Source organism: Kribbella sp. NPDC051952 (assembly GCF_040680855.1).
In the GTDB taxonomy this organism is placed as follows: domain Bacteria; phylum Actinomycetota; class Actinomycetes; order Propionibacteriales; family Kribbellaceae; genus Kribbella.
The window spans coordinates 360,628-375,811 of sequence record NZ_JBFAXQ010000004.1; the positions used below are offsets into that span (position 1 = coordinate 360,628).

Here is a 15,184-nt window from a genome sequence, read left to right on the forward strand (position 1 = left end):
AGTCGTGACTAAAGGAGGAAGGCGATGGCGGAGCAGAAGATCACCACGTTCCTGATGTTCGAGGGCGCGGCCGAGGAAGCGATGAACTTCTACCTGTCGCTGTTCGACGACGCCAAGGTCGTCTCGATCCAGCGCCACAGGCCCGAGGGTCCAGGTCCCGAGGGGTCGGTGATGACCGCGGTCTTCACGCTCGCGGGACGGGAGTTCATGTGTAGCGACAGCTTCGTGCATCACGACTTCTCCTTCACGCCGTCGGTGTCGATGTTCGTCGACTGCCCGGACGAGGCCGAGCTCGACCGGTTGTACGCCGCGCTGTCCGAGGGCGGCGCGGTGTTGATGGGGCTCGCCAACTACGGCTTCAGCCGGAAGTTCGGCTGGGTCAATGACCGGTTCGGGGTGTCCTGGCAGCTCAACCTGCCTGCCTAGTGCCGCCTGATCAGCAGGCCGCCGGCCACCGTCAGGGCAGCGGCCGCCCCAACGATGGCGCTGGCTGTTCGCCCATGGGTCGGTGACGCAGTGCCGGCGGGCGCGGCGGCGTGCCCAGGTGGCGCCGGTGATGTTGTGCTGAGCGGAAGCAGTCGGACCGGGCGGTCGGGGACCAGCGTGAGCGGATTCAGATACTGCCGTCCCTGAACGAGACCCCAATGCAGGCAGGCCGCCGGTCTGCAGTGCGAGCCCGCGGCGGACAAATGCCCGATCACAGCTCCGGCCGACACCGCCATACCGACTTCCACAGCCGCGACGACAGGCTCATAGGTCGTACGCCGGGGCCCGGTGTCGATCGTGATCACGCCGCGGCCGGCGAGGGGTCCGGCGTACGTGATCGTGCCGGCGGTGGCTGCGAGTACTGGTTGTCCGGGGGTGCCGGCCAGGTCGACGCCGCGATGGCCGGGCAGCCAGGGTTTGGCGGGGAGCTCGAAGCCGTGGACGACCTGGGGCCGGGGCTGGAGTGGCCAGCCGGTGGCGTCGGGGGAGGCGAGGGGGAGGATGAGGGCTGAGAGAAGAGCGTTCATGCCAGGGAAGATGCCGTGATTGTGAGCGGTTTCGACCGGCGAATTCGCCGCCTGTGGACAAGCGGCCGCCGGTTCGCGTTCGGTAGGGCTGGTCCCGTACACTTCCGGTGGCGTCCCATGTGAGTGGGACGACTACGCATGCCCGCACAACAGCGTGCCGCCAACGGTCCCGGGGAATCCCCGGGTGGTTGCGCGCCGACGGGCATCAGGAGCGGTGGACCAACCCCGGTGCACCGCGAGACAACCGAGAACAGCGCCCCGTCGGACGACCGGGCGCGACAGGAGGACCCCCTCATGGCCGTCGTGACCATGAAGCAGCTGCTCGAGAGCGGCGTGCACTTCGGGCACCAGACCCGGCGCTGGAACCCGAAGATGAAGCGCTACATCCTCACCGAGCGCAACGGCATCTACATCATCGACCTGCAGCAGTCGCTGTCGTACATCGACCGCGCCTACGAGTTCGTTCGTAGCACGGTCGCCTCCGGCGGCGCGATCCTGTTCGTCGGCACCAAGAAGCAGGCCCAGGAAGCGATCGCCGAGCAGGCGACCCGGGTCGGCATGCCGTACGTGAACCAGCGCTGGCTGGGTGGCATGCTCACCAACTTCCAGACCGTGAACAAGCGGCTCCAGCGGCTCAAGGAGCTCGAGCTCATCGACTTCGACGACGTGGCCGCCTCCGGCGTCACCAAGAAGGAGTTGCTGCAGAAGCGGCGCGAGCACGACAAGCTGCTGAAGACCCTCGGCGGTATCCGCGACATGGCCCGGGTTCCGGCCGCCGTGTGGATCGTGGACACCAAGAAGGAGCACCTCGCCGTTGACGAGGCGCGCAAGCTGAAGCTGCCGATCATCGGCATCCTGGACACCAACTGCGACCCGGACGAGGTCGACTTCCCGATCCCGGGTAACGACGACGCGATCCGTTCGGTCGGCCTGCTGACCCGCGTGGTCGCCGACGCCGTCGCCGACGGTCTGATGTCGCGCGGTGGCCAGGGTGCGGCCGCGGCCGGCGAGGAGCTGGGTGCCGAGGAGCCGATGGCTGCCTGGGAGCGCGAGCTGCTGGAGAGCCAGAACGGCACCGCCGACGCCAAGGCCACCGACGCCAAGGCCGCCGACGCCCCGGCCGCCGAGGCCCCGAAGACCGACGAGGCTCCGAAGGCCGACGAGGCTCCGAAGGCCGAGGACGTGCTGACCGAGCCGGTCGCGACCGACGCAGCGGTGACCGAGGCCAAGGCCGAGGAGACCCCGGCTGCCGAGGAGACCCCCGCTGAGGCGCCGGCCACCGAGGCCCCCAAGGCCGACGAGGCCTGACAGCCCTGAGTTGCCGCCCGGTTCGTTCCGGGCGGCACTCGAGCCCGCCCATCCAGCCGCATCGACAAGACGAGAGAACGAGGAATGGCGAACTACACCGCCGCTGACGTGAAGAAGCTCCGCGACGCCACCGGCGCGGGCATGATGGACGCGAAGAAGGCGCTCGAGACCACCGACGGCGACTTCGAGAAGGCGATCGAGGAGCTGCGCATCCACGGCGCGGCCAAGGCCGCCAAGCGTGGCGCCGAGCGATCCGCCACCAACGGCCTGGTGGCCGCGGCGGAGAACGCGCTGGTCCAGCTCAACTGCGAGACCGACTTCGTCGCCAAGAACGAGCAGTTCCAGCAGCTGGCCGCCGACATCGTCGCGCACGCCTCTGCCAGCAAGGTCGGCGACATCGAAGGCCTGCTGGGCGAGAAGCTGTCCGACGGCAAGTCCGTCGCCGAGAACATCGAGGCCCTGGCCGCGGTCATCGGCGAGAAGCTCGAGCTCGGCAAGGTCGCCGTCTTCGACGGCCAGGTCACCGCGTACATGCACAAGCGTGCCGCGGACCTGCCGGCCCAGGTCGGCGTACTGGTCGAGTTCGAGGGCGACAACGTCGAGGCCGCCCGTGGCGCTGCCATGCAGGCCGCCGCGATGCGCCCGCTCTACACCACCCGCGACGAGGTCCCGGCCGAGACGGTCGAGAACGAGAAGCGGATCGCCGAGGCGACCGCGCGCGAGGAGGGCAAGCCGGAGCAGGCGCTGCCGAAGATCGTCGAGGGCCGGGTGAACGGCTTCTTCAAGGACGTCGTACTGCTCGAGCAGGCGTCGGTCCAGGAGAGCAAGAAGTCCGTGAAGGCCGTGCTCGACGAGGCCGGCGTGACCGTGAAGCGGTTCGCCCGCTTCGAGGTCGGCGCCTGATCGCAGGCTGCAGACCGACAGCAGGAAAGCATCGACGAGGAGGCCGGAATCGTGACGGAAACCCTGGGTACCGAGACGAGTCCGGCCTCCGAGCCGTACGCCCCGGCCTATCACCGGGTGCTGCTCAAGCTGTCGGGTGAGGTGTTCGGCGGCGGCAAGCTCGGCGTCGACCCCGACGTGGTGAATTCGATCGCCAAGCAGATCGCCGAGGTGGCCCGGGCCGGTGTCCAGGTCGCCGTGGTGGTCGGTGGCGGCAACTTCTTCCGCGGCGCCGAGTTGCAGCAGCGCGGGATGGAGCGCAACCGCGCCGACTACATGGGCATGCTGGGCACGGTGATGAACTGCCTGGCGCTGCAGGACTTCCTGGAGAAGCTCGGCATCGAGACGCGGGTGCAGACCGCGATCACGATGGGCCAGGTGGCCGAGCCGTACATCCCGCGCAAGGCCGAGCGGCACCTGGAGAAGGGCCGCGTGGTGATCTTCGGCGCCGGTTCCGGGATGCCGTACTTCTCCACCGACACCGTCGCAGCCCAGCGCGCGCTGGAGATCGGCGCCGAGGCGCTGCTGATGGGCAAGCAGGGTGTGGACGGCGTCTACGACTCCGATCCGAAGAAGAACCCGGACGCGGTGAAGTTCGACCAGCTCTCGTACGACGACTTCCTGGCGCGCGGATTGCGGGTCGCGGACGCGACCGCGATCAGCCTGGCCCGCGACAATGCGCTGCCGATCGTGATCTTCGGCCTGGAGGAGGGCAACATCGCCCGGGTCGTCCACGGCGAGAAGATCGGTACGGTCGTCGCTCCTGGCCAGTAGGCCCTGGTACCCGCCCACCCGGCGTACCACTAGGATCTTCTCTCACAGGCGGATGTCCGATATCTGGTTGTCCCGCCTCCGTAGGGTTTGGAGTGGCCGCGCCGCAGCGGCCCAGAGGAAGCGAGGAATGTCGTGATCGACGAAGCTCTCCGCGAAGCCGAGCAGAAGATGGCGAAGGCCGTGGAGGTCGCGAAGGACGACTTCGCCGCGATCCGCACCGGCCGGGCGCACCCGCAGATGTTCGCCGGCATCCTGGCCGAGTACTACGGCAGCCCGACGCCGCTGCAGCAGCTGGCCGGTTTCCAGGTGCCGGAGCCCCGGACCGTGCTGATCTCGCCCTACGACAAGAGCGCGATGGCGGCGATCGAGAAGGCGATCCGCGACTCGGACCTGGGCGTGAACCCGGGCAACGACGGCTCGGTCATCCGCGTGGTGATGCCGCAGCTGACCGAGGAGCGGCGCAAGGAGTACATCAAGGTCGCCAAGACCAAGGGCGAGGAAGCCAAGGTCTCGGTCCGCAACATCCGCCGGCACGCCATGGACCAGGTGCACAAGACCGTCAAGGACGGGGACGCGGGCGAGGACGAGGGCAAGAGTGCTGAGAAGCGGCTCGACGGGTTGACGAAGAAGTATGTCGACTCCATCGACGACCTGCTCAAGCACAAGGAAGCCGAACTGCTCGAGGTGTGATGGGCGTCGAGAGCACGCCCGCGCCGAGTCCCAGCCCGAGCCGCGCCGGGCGGAACCTGCCTGCGGCGATCGCGGTGGGTGTCGGACTCGGCGCGCTGATCATCGGATCGCTGTTCTGGCAGAAGGTCTTGTTCACCGTTCTGGTGCTGGCTGTCGTGCTGGTTGCCGTCGACGAGATGATCAAGGCCCTGCGCACCGGCGGGGCGATCATCCCGCGGATCCCGCTGTTCGTCGGTACGACGGCGATGCTGGTGGCGGCGTACTTCGGTGGACCGATGGCACTGCTGGTCGCGCTCGGGCTGACCGTGCTCGGGACGATCTTCTGGCGGATGCCGGGCGGGTCGATCGGATTCGTCCGGGACGTGAGCGCCGGGGTGTTCCTGATCGGCTACGTGCCGCTCCTGGCCGGGTTCGCGATCCTGCTGGTCCAGCCGGACGCGGACGGCCCCGAGCGGGTGGTCACGTTCTTCCTGGTCGTGGTCGCCAGTGACGTCGGCGGATATGCGGCCGGTGTGCTGTTCGGCAAGCATCCGATGGCGCCGACGATCAGCCCGAAGAAGTCCTGGGAGGGCTTCACCGGATCGGTGCTCGCGTGTATCGGGGCCGGCATCGCCGGCGTCGTCTGGCTGCTCGACGGACAGTGGTGGGTCGGCGCCATCGTCGGCGCGATCGCCGTCCTGACCGCGACGGTCGGCGACCTGGGCGAGTCGATGATCAAGCGCGATCTCGGCATCAAGGACATGTCGAACCTGCTGCCCGGACACGGCGGCGTGATGGACCGGCTCGACTCGCTGCTGGCCACCGCGCCCGCGGTCTGGCTCGTGCTGCATCTTCTGGTGAAGGCATGACGACCGCACCGGACGGACGGTCCCTGGTCGGCGACGTCGTACGCCTGGACCGGCTGCAGGACAGTGACATCGAGGACCTGTACGCCGCGATCGGCAACGAGCAGGTGTACGCCGGGGGTTTCGGCGGCGGTGGGATCCCGGCGAGTGCGGACGCGATGCGGGCGGAGTGGATTCCCGCCGCGGCGAAGCGGTTCGCCTACGTGGTCCGACTGGTTGCCGACGGCACCGTTATCGGTACGTCGAGCCTCGGCGACGTCGACCTGGTCAACGAGAGCATCCACCTCGGCTGGACCGGCTACGCGCCGGCGGTGTGGGGGACCGCGGTCAACCCGGCGACCAAGCTGCTGCTGCTCGAGCACGCCTTCGAGGACTGCGGATTCGGTCGCGTCAAGATCCAGACCGGCCTGAAGAACACCCGGTCACAGGCGGCGATCGCCAAGCTCGGTGCGACCCGTGAGGGTGTGCTGCGGCGGCACAAGGCGATGTCCGACGGTTCGTTCCGTGACACCGTGGTGTTCTCGATCCTGGCCGACGAGTGGCCCGATGTCCGCAAGCGGCTAGAGGACCGCATCAGCCAGTGAGCTCCGCGAGCGCGGCGTAGGACGCCAGCAAGTCCTTGCGGTCATAGGTGTTCGTGGTGATCAACACTTCGTCGGCGGCAGTCCGGCGTACCAGCTCGCCGAGGGCTGCATCGACTTCCGCCGGGGTGCCGTAGATCTGGCCGCGGAGGGCGTTCTCGAAGAGTTCTTGCTCCTTCGGGGTCAGGTCCGACGGGACGGAAGGCTCCAGCGGCGGGAAGACTCCCCGGGTGCGCGAGTAGGCGCTGGCCCATGCCTCGGGCAACAAAAGCTCCCGGGCCGCCTCCGTGGTCTCCCCGACCGCGGCCGTGACAGCGAGGACGACGTACGGCGCCGTTGCCGATGCTGACGGCTGGAACGTCGAGCGGTACTCCTCAAGCAGCGCCTCGGAGCCGGGACGAACAGCGAGGACAACAGGCAGACCGAGCGAGGCTGCGATAGCGGTGCCTTCACCGACGGCCAGGATGAACGGCGGGATGCGCAGACCCTCGCCCGGGCGGGCGTGGACCTGGTTCGACTGGGTGCCGTCGAGATACGCCAGGAGTTCACGAACCTGTACGGCGAAGTCCTCGGCCGCGTCCTTCTCCACGCCCAGCGCGCGACGGATGCCGTTGGTGAAGCCGACCGAACGCCCGAGACCCATGTCGATCCGGCCCGGGTACAGCGATTCCAGCACGCCGAACTGCTCGGCCACCACCAGGGGCTTGTGGTTCGGCAGCATCACACCGCCGGTGCCGACGCGGATGCGGTCCGTGCGAGCCGCGATCGCGGCAGCCAGCACAGTCGGAGCCGATCCGACCACTCCGGGGACGCTGTGGTGCTCTGAGACCCAGAAACGCTTGTAGCCAAGCGCTTCGACCTCCTGCGCCAACTCGACGGTCGCGCGCAGCGTCTCGGCCTCCGTCTCACCGACTCGCGTTCGCGAGCGGTCCAGGACGGACAGCGGAACGCCGGACAAAGCACCCATGATGCAGAGTCCAACGGCGACCGCAGACCGGTCATTCCCCCAGTAGGAGCTTCAACTCATCGCGGAAACGCGCGCCGTCGGCCAGGGGAGCGAGGAACTCGCGCTCGATCTCCAGCCGGATCCGCTCGGCGGTCGCGAAGGTGGTCTCGCCCTGCTCGGTCAGCACCACCACGTTGCGGCGCCGGTCCTCCGGACTGCGCCGGCGCTCGACGAACCCACGCTCCTCGAGACCGTCGAGCAGATCGCCGATCGAGGTCCGGTCCACGCGGAGCCGATGGGCGACCTCCAGCTGCGACAGCGGCTCTCCGGCCACGATCGCGGACAGGACGGCCAGATCGCGGCCGTTCAGCCCGTACGGCGCGAGCGCCTTGGTCTGCTCGTCGGTCAGCCGCGCCAGCACATGCTTGAGCAGGTATCCCAACCGATCCATGCGCCAAATCTACCGCCGCACTGATCGTCAGGATTGCTGATCATCAGTTAGGCTGATGATTATGCCACTGACATTCGGTCTGAAGACCACCCCGATGCACGTCCCGTACGCCGATATCCAGCGCGTCTGGCTCGAGGCGGACGAGGTCCCGCAGATCCGCGACGCCTGGTTGTGGGACCACTTCCTGCCGCTCGCCGGCCCGAAAAACGGTGAGATCTACGAAGGCTGGACGCTGCTCACCGCGCTCGCCGCCCAGACCACCCGGCTTCGCCTCGGTCTGCTCGTCACCAGCAACCGGATCCGACCGCCGGCCGTGCTCGGCAAGATCGCGAGCACGCTGGACGTCATCTCCGGCGGCCGACTCATCATGGGGCTAGGCGCGGGCGGCACACATCAACCTGCCGGGCTGAGCGGAATCCCCGGACCGAACCCGGCCATCGAGGAGTACGCCGCCTACGGATTGACGCTCGTACCGCCGGGGGAGGGGGTGGATCGGCTCCGCGAGACGATCGAGATCCTGCGTGGGATGTGGACCGAGGACGTCTTCGACTTCCACGGGCGCTACTACTCCCTCGAGCAGAACCGGAACGAGCCGAAGCCGATCCAGCGCCCGGGCCCGCCGCTCCTGATCGGAGGCTGGGGCAACCGGATGATGCGCCTGATCGCGAAGTACGCCGACATCTGGAACGTGGCCGGCCCGCCGCACAACGACTTCGACTTCCTGACCGACCGCGTACGGCGACTGGACGCCGAGTGCACGCGGATCGGCCGGGACCCGGGCGAGGTCAGCCGGTCGCTCCAACTGATCGTCTCGTACGACGACCCCGCATCGACCCGCGCGATCGTCCGGCGAGCCGTGGAGCTCGGGTTCGATCACATCGTGCTCTCACTGCCCCGGCCCTATCCCGACCGTGCCGTGCACTGGCTGGTCGACGAGATCATCGACCCTTTCGACGTCGGTGGAAAGGGTTGGTGATTTTTCCACACAGACTCAGCTGAGTGTGTCAGCATCAAACATGAGACGACACGCCCCAGTCGTCCAAGTGAGGAGCTGACATGACAAGCACTTCGCGGAAACTGAAGGCCGCGCTCTGCGGTCTGACCCTCGTTGCAGCCGCCGCGCTGCCGATGGCATCTACACAGGCACAGGCGCAGGTCACCGCCGCTCCCGCCCTGTCGGCGGAGACCGTCGCCGCCGCCAAGACGGTCCCGTCGCTCGGCTATTCGACCCAGACGCTCAAGACACTGAACATCGACTTCCAGTACCAGCAGACCGGCTACTGGTGCGGACCGGCGGCGACCCGGATCGCCTTGTCGGCAAGGATCTCGCCGCCGAGCCAGCAGCAGCTGGCCAACGAGCTCCCGACCACCACGAACGGCACCGACTGGATCGGTCAGGTGACCCGGGTGCTCAACAACCATCTCGGCACCGGCTGGTACGAGACGAAGGAGATGCCGAACGATCCGCCCACCCAGGCGCAGCGCGACCTGCTTTGGCGCGACGTCGTACTGGACATCGACAACAACTACCCGATCGTCGCCAACATCGTTGCTCCGGCGAGCAACCACCCGCCGGGCTACCCGAACTACACGATCTACCACTACTTCACCGTGATCGGGTACGACTCCAGCGACATGACCGTGCTGATCGCCGACCCGGCCGGCTTCGCCCCGACAGCGACGTACTGGCTCACGTTCAACCAGCTCGCGACGCTGATCCCGCCGAAGGGCTACTCGGCCTGAGACCGTCCCTCGTCACGGCGGGAGCGGCGATACCGTTGTCGCCGTGACGAGAGCGCCGCGGTTGGAGATCGAGTACTGCACGCAATGCCGGTGGTTGATGCGGGCGGCCTGGACCGCGCAGGAACTGCTGACGACCTTCCCGAAGGAGCTGGGGGAGGTCGCACTGGTTCCGGGGACCGGAGGGGTGTTCGACATCAGCCTGGACGGGGAGCTGTTGTGGTCGCGGAAGGGCGAAGGTGGGTTCGCCGAGATCCCGCTGCTGAAGCAGCTGGTCCGGGACCGGATCGCGCCGGACCGCAAGCTCGGCCACTCGGACCGGAAGCCCGCCGCGGCTGACCCGGGTGACGCGGGTCATGGGATGTGAATTTGTGAATGGTTGTCGCCGCGGGCGACAATAGATCGGTTATGACTACCTCCCTTCCTCTTGTCTTCGATGAGCCGCGCCGTGCCAAGAAGCCGCCGCGGCACCTGGCCGACCTCACCGGGGAGGAGCGGCGTACGGCGGTCGCCGCGCTGGGAGAGCCTGCGTTCCGGGCGAACCAGCTGTCGAACCACTACTTCTCCCGGCTGGTATCCGACCCGGCCGAGATGACCGATCTGCCGGCGGCGACCCGGGACAAGCTGGTGGCCGACTTGATGCCGCCGCTGCTGACCCGGGTCCGCGACCTGGAATGCGACAACGGCGAGACCCGCAAGACGCTGTGGAAGCTGCTCGACGGTTCACTCGTCGAGTCCGTTCTGATGCGGTATCCGGGGCGCACCACCATGTGCGTGTCCTCCCAGGCCGGCTGCGGGATGGCGTGCCCGTTCTGCGCGACCGGTCAGGCCGGGCTGACCCGCAACATGACCACGGCCGAGATCGTCGAGCAGGTGGTAGACGGTGCGCGGGCGTTGTCACGCGGTGAGATCGCGGGCGGGCCCGGTCGGGTCAGCAACATCGTGTTCATGGGCATGGGCGAGCCGATGGCCAACTACAAGGCCGTGATCGGCGCCGTCCGGCGGTTCACGGATCCGTCGCCCGAGGGCCTCGGGATCTCGGCGCGCGGTGTGACCGTGTCGACGGTCGGCCTGGTGCCGCGGATCAACCAGCTCGCGACCGAGGGCATCCCGGTTACGCTCGCACTGTCGCTGCACGCGCCGGACGACGAGTTGCGCGATGAGCTGGTGCCGATCAACAACCGCTGGAAGGTCGACGAGGTCCTCGACGCGGCCTGGGCGTACGCGCGGCAGACCAAGCGTCGCGTCTCGATCGAGTACGCGATGATCCGGGACATCAACGACCACGCCTGGCGGGCCGACCTGCTGGCGGAGAAGCTGTCCGCCCGTGGTGACTGGGGCTGGGTGCACGTGAACCTGATCCCGCTCAACCCGACGCCCGGCTCGAAGTGGACCGCGTCCGACCCGGCCGACGAGCGTGAGTTCGTCCGTCGTCTCGAGGCCGGCGGCATCCCGACCACCGTCCGCGACACCCGCGGCCAGGAGATCGACGGCGCCTGCGGCCAGCTCGCCGCCGCGAACAAGTGACCGGACCCGCGGCGCCGGCCGAGTTCACCCGCGTCCGCTGGCGCGAGGGCTACGACATGGTCGAGGTCGACGCCTTCGTCGACCGCATCCTCGCGACCCTCGACGGTCGCGCGGCCGACCCGGTGACGATCGACGAGATCCGCAACGTCGTCTTCAGCGGCGTCCGACTCCGCGAGGGCTACGACATCATGGAGGTCGACCAGTTCCTCGACCTCGCCGTCGGCTGGCTCAGCAAGCGCTGAGGACGAGTTCCAAGGCTGCGTCGATCGTGCCGACCAGGTGGATCGACGAGGCAATCGGGCGGTCGGCGGACAGGGACTGGAGCAGGGGCCAGACCGGGAGGTTGACGGTCCAGTGCTGCACATCGACGAGGATCAGCGGGATCTGGGTCGCCGGGTCGCCGTAGTAGTTCGGCGTGACCGCCTGGAAGACCTCCTGGACGGTGCCGGCCGCGCCGGGCAGGTAGATGATGCCGCCGCGGGCGCGACCCAGGAGGACGTCCTCGCGTTGGGCGTTCGAGAAGTACTTCGCGATCGAGCCGGCAAACACATTCGGCGGCTCGTGGCCGTAGAACCAGGTGGGGATCGAGACCCCGCCGTCGCCCGGGAACTGTGCGCGCACCGCGAGACCAGCCGCGGCCCAAGCGCCGATCGACGGCCGGAACGACGGTACGGCGGCCAGCGTCGCCAGAGCCTGGTCGACCTCGGCCAGTGAATACGCAGCCAGCGACGCGCCCAGGTTCGCCGCCTCCATCGCACCAGGACCGCCTCCCGTGACCACAGTCTGGCCAGCCAGCGCCAGGCTGCGCCCGAGCATGACCGCTGAGCGGTACGCCGTACTCCCGCGAGCGATCCCGTGTCCGCCCATCACACCGACCCACCGGCGGTCGTCCGGCAGCTCGGTGAGGGCGTCCGCGATGGCGTGGTCGTGGAGGGCCGCGGCCAGGGTCCGGCTGGTGTCGCCCTTCTCGTCGTGCTGGCGGGACCAGGCGTAGATCCGGGCGTCCGGGGTGGCGTCGTACCCGCGCTCGAGACCGTCGTACAGGTCGTCGGCGTCGTACAGCCGGCCGCGGTACGGGTCGAAGGGCAGGGACGGGATCGCGGGGAAGACGAGTCCGCCGCCGTCGCGGATCCAGGTGTCGGCCTTCTCCTCGAGCAGGCAGCCCAGGAACAGGCCGCCCATCGGCCTCAGCCCCAGCAGTTCCGCCGTCCGTGCGGTCAGGTCCACCGACTGCACCCGCCACCCGTCCATCGAGGTGGCCCCGGCGGCCACGATCCGGTCGAAGTGCTCCAGCGACTCGATGTCCACATGCGGGATGCTCGGCATTGTCACGCAGAGCACCCTAGCTGGATAGACGTGCACTATCAGTTGAGGTAAAGCTTGGGCATGACACATGCGGAGCTCTGGGAGCGTCACAAGGCCGTCATGCCGGACTGGCTCGCGTTGTACTACGAGGAGCCGATCGAGATCGTGCAGGGGTCCGGCCGGCGGGTCACCGACGGTGAGGGCAACAGCTATCTCGACTTCTTCGCCGGCATTCTGACCAACGCGATCGGGTACGACATCGCGGAGATCTCCGACGCGGTGCGGGAGCAACTCGGCAGTGGGATCGCGCACACCTCGACGGTGTACCTGATCCGGAAGCAGATCGAGCTGGCCGAGCAGATCGCCGAGCTGTCCGGGATCCCGGACGCCAAGGTCTTCTTCGCCAACTCCGGCACCGAGGCGAACGAGACCGCCCTGATGCTCGCCACCCAGAACCGCCGCTCCAACCAGGTGCTGGCGATGCGCAACTCGTACCACGGTCGCGCCTTCGGCACGGTCGCGATCACCGGTAACCGCGGCTGGTCCGCGAGCAGCCTGTCGCCGGTGAACGTCCAGTACGTGCAGGGTGCGTACAAGTACCGCAGCCCGTTCCGCGACCTGCCCGACGCGGATTACATCAAGGTCTGCGTCGACGACTTGCGCAATGTCATCGAGACCACGACCTCCGGCGATGTCGCCTGCCTGATCGCCGAGCCGATCCAGGGCGTCGGCGGGTTCTCGTCCCCGCCCGACGGCTTGTACGGCGCCTTCAAGGAGGTGCTCGACGAGTACGGGATCCTGCTCGTCTCCGACGAGGTGCAGACCGGGTGGGGCCGGACCGGCGAGCACTTCTGGGGGATCCAGGCGCACGACGTCGTACCCGATGCGATGACGTTCGCGAAGGGGCTCGGCAACGGGTTCGCGATCGGTGGCGTGGTCGCCAAGCCGGATCTGATGGACAGCATCAAGGCGAGCTCGCTGTCCACGTTCGGCGGCAACCCGATCTCGACCAGCGCCGCGAAGGCGACGATCGACTACCTGCTCGACCACGACCTGCAGGCGAACGCGGCCAAGCGTGGCGCTCAGCTGGCCGACGGCCTGCGCGGGATCTCCGAGGAGTTCCCCGAGCTCGGCGACGTCCGTGGCAAGGGCCTGATGCTGGCCGCCGAGATCGTCAAGCCGGACGACCGGAGCCCGGACGCGGCCGCGAGCGCGAAACTCCAGCAGGAGACCAAGAACCGCGGCCTCCTGATCGGCAAGGGCGGCCTGTACGGCAACGTGCTGCGAATGGCGCCGCCGATGACCTTGACCGAAGAGGAAACCGCCGAGGCCCTGGAGATCATCCGAGACTCCTTCAACACCCTCCGCTGACAAGAACGGGTCCCCGGAGCATGACTCCGGGGACCCGTTCTGCGGTGAGATGACTACGGCGCCGGCGGCGGTGCGGCGGCAGCGGCCGACGTGGCGACCGCGGCCTGGTCGATCTGGTCCGGGGCGATCGGACCGCCGGCCGAGCGGCCGCGGCGGCGCATCATGCGTTCGACGCGCTGGGCGACCAGGCTGAGCAGGTAGTTCACGATTACGAAGATCGCGCCGACGACGATCAGGGCCGGCAGCAGGTTCGACTTGAAGTTGCCGATCTGCTCCGCCTTACGCAGCAGCTCCTCGTACGTGATGATGTAGCCGAGTGCGGTGTCCTTCAGGATCACCACGAGCTGGCCGACGATCGCCGGCAACATCGCCGTGATTGCCTGCGGCAACAGGATCAGCCGCATCGCCTTGCCACCGGTGAGCCCGATCGCCTTCGCCGCCTCGCCCTGCCCCTTCGGCAGCGAGAAGACACCGGAGCGAACCAGCTCCGCGACCACGGAACCGTTGTACAGCGTGAGTCCGGTGACCACCGCGGCGAGTGCGAGGCGATCCGGTGGGAAGACCTCGTAGTTCGCGTACAGCGCGTACGTGAACAGCATCATCAGCAGTACCGGCACCGACCGGAAGAACTCCACGATCACGCTGGACGGCCACCGGATCCACACCTGGGTGGACAGCCGGCCGACGCCGAGCAGGACGCCGACGAGCAGCGCGAGGACGACCGAGATCGCGGCGGCGATCAGGGTGCCGACCAGGCCGGGGATCAGGTACTGGGTCCAGATCTCACCGGTGAGGAACGGCTTCCACTTCTCCGCGGTCAGCTGGTCCTTCGCGTTGAACTTGGCGATCACGAACCACAGGATCAGGAGTAGTACGACGATGCTCCCGACGCCGACCGCGGCGTACAGGCGTTTGGCCCGTGGGCCGGGCGCGTCGAACAGAACGCTGCTGGTGCCGCTCATCGCTTCACCGCCAGCCGCTTGGACATCGAGGTGAACAGCACGCCGACCGGCAGGGTCAGGATGACGAAGCCGATCGCGAAGATGCCGAACACCACGAAGATCACGTCGGGCCGGTTCTCCATCATCACCTTCATCACCGCCGACGCCTCGGTGACACCGATGACGGAGGCGACCGTCGAGTTCTTGGTCAGTGCGATCAGCACGTTGCCCAGCGGTGCGATCGCACCACGGAACGCCTGCGGGAGTACGACGTACCGCAGCGTCTTCAGGAACGGCAGGCCGATCGCCCGCGCCGCCTCGGCCTGACCGAGCGGGACGGTGTTCACGCCGCTGCGGATCGCCTCGGCCACGAACGACGCGTGGTACACCGACAGGCCGAGGACGGCGAGCCGGAAGTTGTTGTCGTCGATGAAGGTGTTCGAGGTCTTGGTCGCCAGCGAGACGCCGAGCTGCAGGAACAGCCCGAGGTTGCAGAACACGATGACCAGGGTCAGCGGAGTGTTCCGGACGATGTTCACGTAGGCGGTGCCGATGACCTGCAGCACCCGGACGGGGGAGACCCGCATCACCGCCACCACGGTGCCGATCAGCAGTGCGAGCACCGCCGACAGCAGCGTGAGGTAGATGGTCGTCCGGAACGCTTGCAGACCGTCGTACTCGGAGAAGAACTCCGAAATCACGTCCATGTTTCTCCTGCTGGGAACGAGGTGGAGATCAGCGCGCCGGGGA

19 protein-coding genes are annotated in these 15,184 nt (G+C 67.9%); 13 read left to right on the plus strand and 6 right to left on the minus strand.

The features are described from left to right. The first annotated feature begins 24 nt into the window (after nucleotides 1–24). Nucleotides 25–426, plus strand: a complete 402-nt coding sequence (locus tag AB0L70_RS11070; protein WP_363682502.1) for a VOC family protein — start codon at nucleotides 25–27, stop codon at nucleotides 424–426. Here the strand turns inward: AB0L70_RS11070 and AB0L70_RS11075 are convergent. Further along, nucleotides 423–1,013 (minus strand): M23 family metallopeptidase, encoded by a 591-nt coding sequence (locus tag AB0L70_RS11075; protein ID WP_363682504.1) that lies wholly within the window; start codon nucleotides 1,011–1,013, stop codon nucleotides 423–425. The two genes, AB0L70_RS11070 and AB0L70_RS11075, sit on opposite strands and share 4 nt — an antisense overlap. Nucleotides 1,014–1,307: 294 nt before the next feature. Here AB0L70_RS11075 and rpsB point away from each other — a divergent pair, with 294 nt between their 5' ends. The 6 genes from rpsB to AB0L70_RS11105 all read left to right on the plus strand — a co-directional run bounded on the left by rpsB (nucleotide 1,308) and on the right by AB0L70_RS11105 (nucleotide 6,156). Further along, on the plus strand, nucleotides 1,308–2,321 hold the full coding sequence (rpsB, locus tag AB0L70_RS11080; RefSeq protein ID WP_363682506.1) for a 30S ribosomal protein S2: 1,014 nt from the start codon (nucleotides 1,308–1,310) through the stop codon (nucleotides 2,319–2,321). An 84-nt stretch (nucleotides 2,322–2,405) separates the two neighbouring features. Continuing rightward, nucleotides 2,406–3,224 (plus strand): translation elongation factor Ts, encoded by an 819-nt coding sequence (tsf, locus tag AB0L70_RS11085; protein ID WP_363682508.1) that lies wholly within the window; start codon nucleotides 2,406–2,408, stop codon nucleotides 3,222–3,224. A 51-nt stretch (nucleotides 3,225–3,275) separates the two neighbouring features. After that, the gene (gene pyrH / locus AB0L70_RS11090; protein ID WP_363682510.1) at nucleotides 3,276–4,037 is read left to right on the plus strand and encodes a UMP kinase; all 762 of its coding nucleotides are present in this window, start codon (nucleotides 3,276–3,278) and stop codon (nucleotides 4,035–4,037) included. Between the two features lie 135 nt (nucleotides 4,038–4,172). Then, nucleotides 4,173–4,727, plus strand: a complete 555-nt coding sequence (gene frr, locus AB0L70_RS11095; protein WP_363682682.1) for a ribosome recycling factor — start codon at nucleotides 4,173–4,175, stop codon at nucleotides 4,725–4,727. Beyond that, nucleotides 4,727–5,575, plus strand: coding sequence for a phosphatidate cytidylyltransferase (locus tag AB0L70_RS11100; RefSeq protein ID WP_363682512.1), 849 nt, complete (start codon nucleotides 4,727–4,729; stop codon nucleotides 5,573–5,575). Before frr ends, AB0L70_RS11100 begins: the two co-directional genes overlap by 1 nt. Continuing rightward, entirely contained in the window at nucleotides 5,572–6,156 is a 585-nt protein-coding gene (locus tag AB0L70_RS11105; protein WP_363682514.1) for a GNAT family protein, read from the plus strand. The genes AB0L70_RS11100 and AB0L70_RS11105 overlap by 4 nt, the downstream gene beginning before the upstream one ends. On the opposite strand, the gene AB0L70_RS11110 is transcribed toward AB0L70_RS11105, so the two are convergent. Both AB0L70_RS11110 and AB0L70_RS11115 read right to left on the minus strand, forming a co-directional pair. Then, entirely contained in the window at nucleotides 6,146–7,120 is a 975-nt protein-coding gene (locus tag AB0L70_RS11110; protein ID WP_363682516.1) for an LLM class flavin-dependent oxidoreductase, read from the minus strand. The genes AB0L70_RS11105 and AB0L70_RS11110 overlap by 11 nt on opposite strands. 31 nt (nucleotides 7,121–7,151) lie before the next feature. Next, the gene (locus tag AB0L70_RS11115) at nucleotides 7,152–7,550 is read right to left on the minus strand and encodes a MarR family winged helix-turn-helix transcriptional regulator (protein WP_363682518.1); all 399 of its coding nucleotides are present in this window, start codon (nucleotides 7,548–7,550) and stop codon (nucleotides 7,152–7,154) included. A gap of 61 nt (nucleotides 7,551–7,611) precedes the next feature. Here AB0L70_RS11115 and AB0L70_RS11120 point away from each other — a divergent pair, with 61 nt between their 5' ends. The 5 genes from AB0L70_RS11120 to AB0L70_RS11140 all read left to right on the plus strand — a co-directional run bounded on the left by AB0L70_RS11120 (nucleotide 7,612) and on the right by AB0L70_RS11140 (nucleotide 11,059). Beyond that, nucleotides 7,612–8,526, plus strand: a complete 915-nt coding sequence (locus AB0L70_RS11120; RefSeq protein ID WP_363682520.1) for an LLM class flavin-dependent oxidoreductase — start codon at nucleotides 7,612–7,614, stop codon at nucleotides 8,524–8,526. A gap of 80 nt (nucleotides 8,527–8,606) precedes the next feature. Continuing rightward, entirely contained in the window at nucleotides 8,607–9,293 is a 687-nt protein-coding gene (locus tag AB0L70_RS11125) for a C39 family peptidase (RefSeq protein WP_363682522.1), read from the plus strand. A gap of 43 nt (nucleotides 9,294–9,336) precedes the next feature. Then, nucleotides 9,337–9,657: a SelT/SelW/SelH family protein gene (locus tag AB0L70_RS11130; protein WP_363682524.1), complete on the plus strand. Its 321-nt coding sequence runs from the start codon at nucleotides 9,337–9,339 to the stop codon at nucleotides 9,655–9,657. A 41-nt stretch (nucleotides 9,658–9,698) separates the two neighbouring features. Continuing rightward, nucleotides 9,699–10,817, plus strand: coding sequence for a 23S rRNA (adenine(2503)-C(2))-methyltransferase RlmN (rlmN, locus tag AB0L70_RS11135; protein ID WP_363682526.1), 1,119 nt, complete (start codon nucleotides 9,699–9,701; stop codon nucleotides 10,815–10,817). Further along, nucleotides 10,814–11,059, plus strand: a complete 246-nt coding sequence (locus AB0L70_RS11140; protein WP_363682528.1) for a DivIVA domain-containing protein — start codon at nucleotides 10,814–10,816, stop codon at nucleotides 11,057–11,059. Before rlmN ends, AB0L70_RS11140 begins: the two co-directional genes overlap by 4 nt. Here the strand turns inward: AB0L70_RS11140 and AB0L70_RS11145 are convergent. Beyond that, nucleotides 11,046–12,143 carry a Rossmann fold nucleotide-binding protein gene (locus tag AB0L70_RS11145; RefSeq protein ID WP_363682684.1) on the minus strand — a complete coding sequence of 366 codons (1,098 nt, stop codon included), beginning with the start codon at nucleotides 12,141–12,143 and terminating at the stop codon, nucleotides 11,046–11,048. The two genes, AB0L70_RS11140 and AB0L70_RS11145, sit on opposite strands and share 14 nt — an antisense overlap. A 60-nt stretch (nucleotides 12,144–12,203) precedes the next feature. Between AB0L70_RS11145 and AB0L70_RS11150 the strand changes: the two genes are divergently transcribed. Further along, a complete protein-coding gene (locus AB0L70_RS11150) occupies nucleotides 12,204–13,493 on the plus strand; it encodes an aminotransferase class III-fold pyridoxal phosphate-dependent enzyme (RefSeq protein WP_363682530.1) in 1,290 nt (429 codons plus the stop codon). Nucleotides 13,494–13,546: 53 nt separating this feature from the next. Here the strand turns inward: AB0L70_RS11150 and AB0L70_RS11155 are convergent, their stop codons facing one another. Together AB0L70_RS11155 and AB0L70_RS11160 are read right to left on the minus strand one after the other, a co-directional pair. Next, nucleotides 13,547–14,455, minus strand: coding sequence for an amino acid ABC transporter permease (locus AB0L70_RS11155; RefSeq protein WP_363682532.1), 909 nt, complete (start codon nucleotides 14,453–14,455; stop codon nucleotides 13,547–13,549). After that, entirely contained in the window at nucleotides 14,452–15,141 is a 690-nt protein-coding gene (locus tag AB0L70_RS11160) for an amino acid ABC transporter permease (protein ID WP_363682534.1), read from the minus strand. Before AB0L70_RS11160 ends, AB0L70_RS11155 begins: the two co-directional genes overlap by 4 nt. Nucleotides 15,142–15,184: the final 43 nt, after the last annotated feature.

Bases quoted from the DNA above. Each gene is read 5' to 3' on its own strand.
- AB0L70_RS11160 (WP_363682534.1), bottom strand. From the start codon at position 15,141: ATGGACGTGATTTCGGAGTTCTTCTCCGAGTACGACGGTCTGCAAGCG.
- tsf (WP_363682508.1), top strand. From the start codon at position 2,406: ATGGCGAACTACACCGCCGCTGACGTGAAGAAGCTCCGCGACGCCACC.
- AB0L70_RS11105 (WP_363682514.1), top strand. From the start codon at position 5,572: ATGACGACCGCACCGGACGGACGGTCCCTGGTCGGCGACGTCGTACGC.
- AB0L70_RS11070 (WP_363682502.1), top strand. From the start codon at position 25: ATGGCGGAGCAGAAGATCACCACGTTCCTGATGTTCGAGGGCGCGGCC.
- AB0L70_RS11150 (WP_363682530.1), top strand. From the start codon at position 12,204: ATGACACATGCGGAGCTCTGGGAGCGTCACAAGGCCGTCATGCCGGAC.
- AB0L70_RS11100 (WP_363682512.1), top strand. From the start codon at position 4,727: ATGGGCGTCGAGAGCACGCCCGCGCCGAGTCCCAGCCCGAGCCGCGCC.
- AB0L70_RS11075 (WP_363682504.1), bottom strand. From the start codon at position 1,013: ATGAACGCTCTTCTCTCAGCCCTCATCCTCCCCCTCGCCTCCCCCGAC.
- AB0L70_RS11145 (WP_363682684.1), bottom strand. From the start codon at position 12,143: ATGCCGAGCATCCCGCATGTGGACATCGAGTCGCTGGAGCACTTCGAC.
- rlmN (WP_363682526.1), top strand. From the start codon at position 9,699: ATGACTACCTCCCTTCCTCTTGTCTTCGATGAGCCGCGCCGTGCCAAG.
- AB0L70_RS11110 (WP_363682516.1), bottom strand. From the start codon at position 7,120: ATGGGTGCTTTGTCCGGCGTTCCGCTGTCCGTCCTGGACCGCTCGCGA.
- AB0L70_RS11115 (WP_363682518.1), bottom strand. From the start codon at position 7,550: ATGGATCGGTTGGGATACCTGCTCAAGCATGTGCTGGCGCGGCTGACC.
- AB0L70_RS11120 (WP_363682520.1), top strand. From the start codon at position 7,612: ATGCCACTGACATTCGGTCTGAAGACCACCCCGATGCACGTCCCGTAC.
- AB0L70_RS11125 (WP_363682522.1), top strand. From the start codon at position 8,607: ATGACAAGCACTTCGCGGAAACTGAAGGCCGCGCTCTGCGGTCTGACC.
- rpsB (WP_363682506.1), top strand. From the start codon at position 1,308: ATGGCCGTCGTGACCATGAAGCAGCTGCTCGAGAGCGGCGTGCACTTC.
- AB0L70_RS11155 (WP_363682532.1), bottom strand. From the start codon at position 14,455: ATGAGCGGCACCAGCAGCGTTCTGTTCGACGCGCCCGGCCCACGGGCC.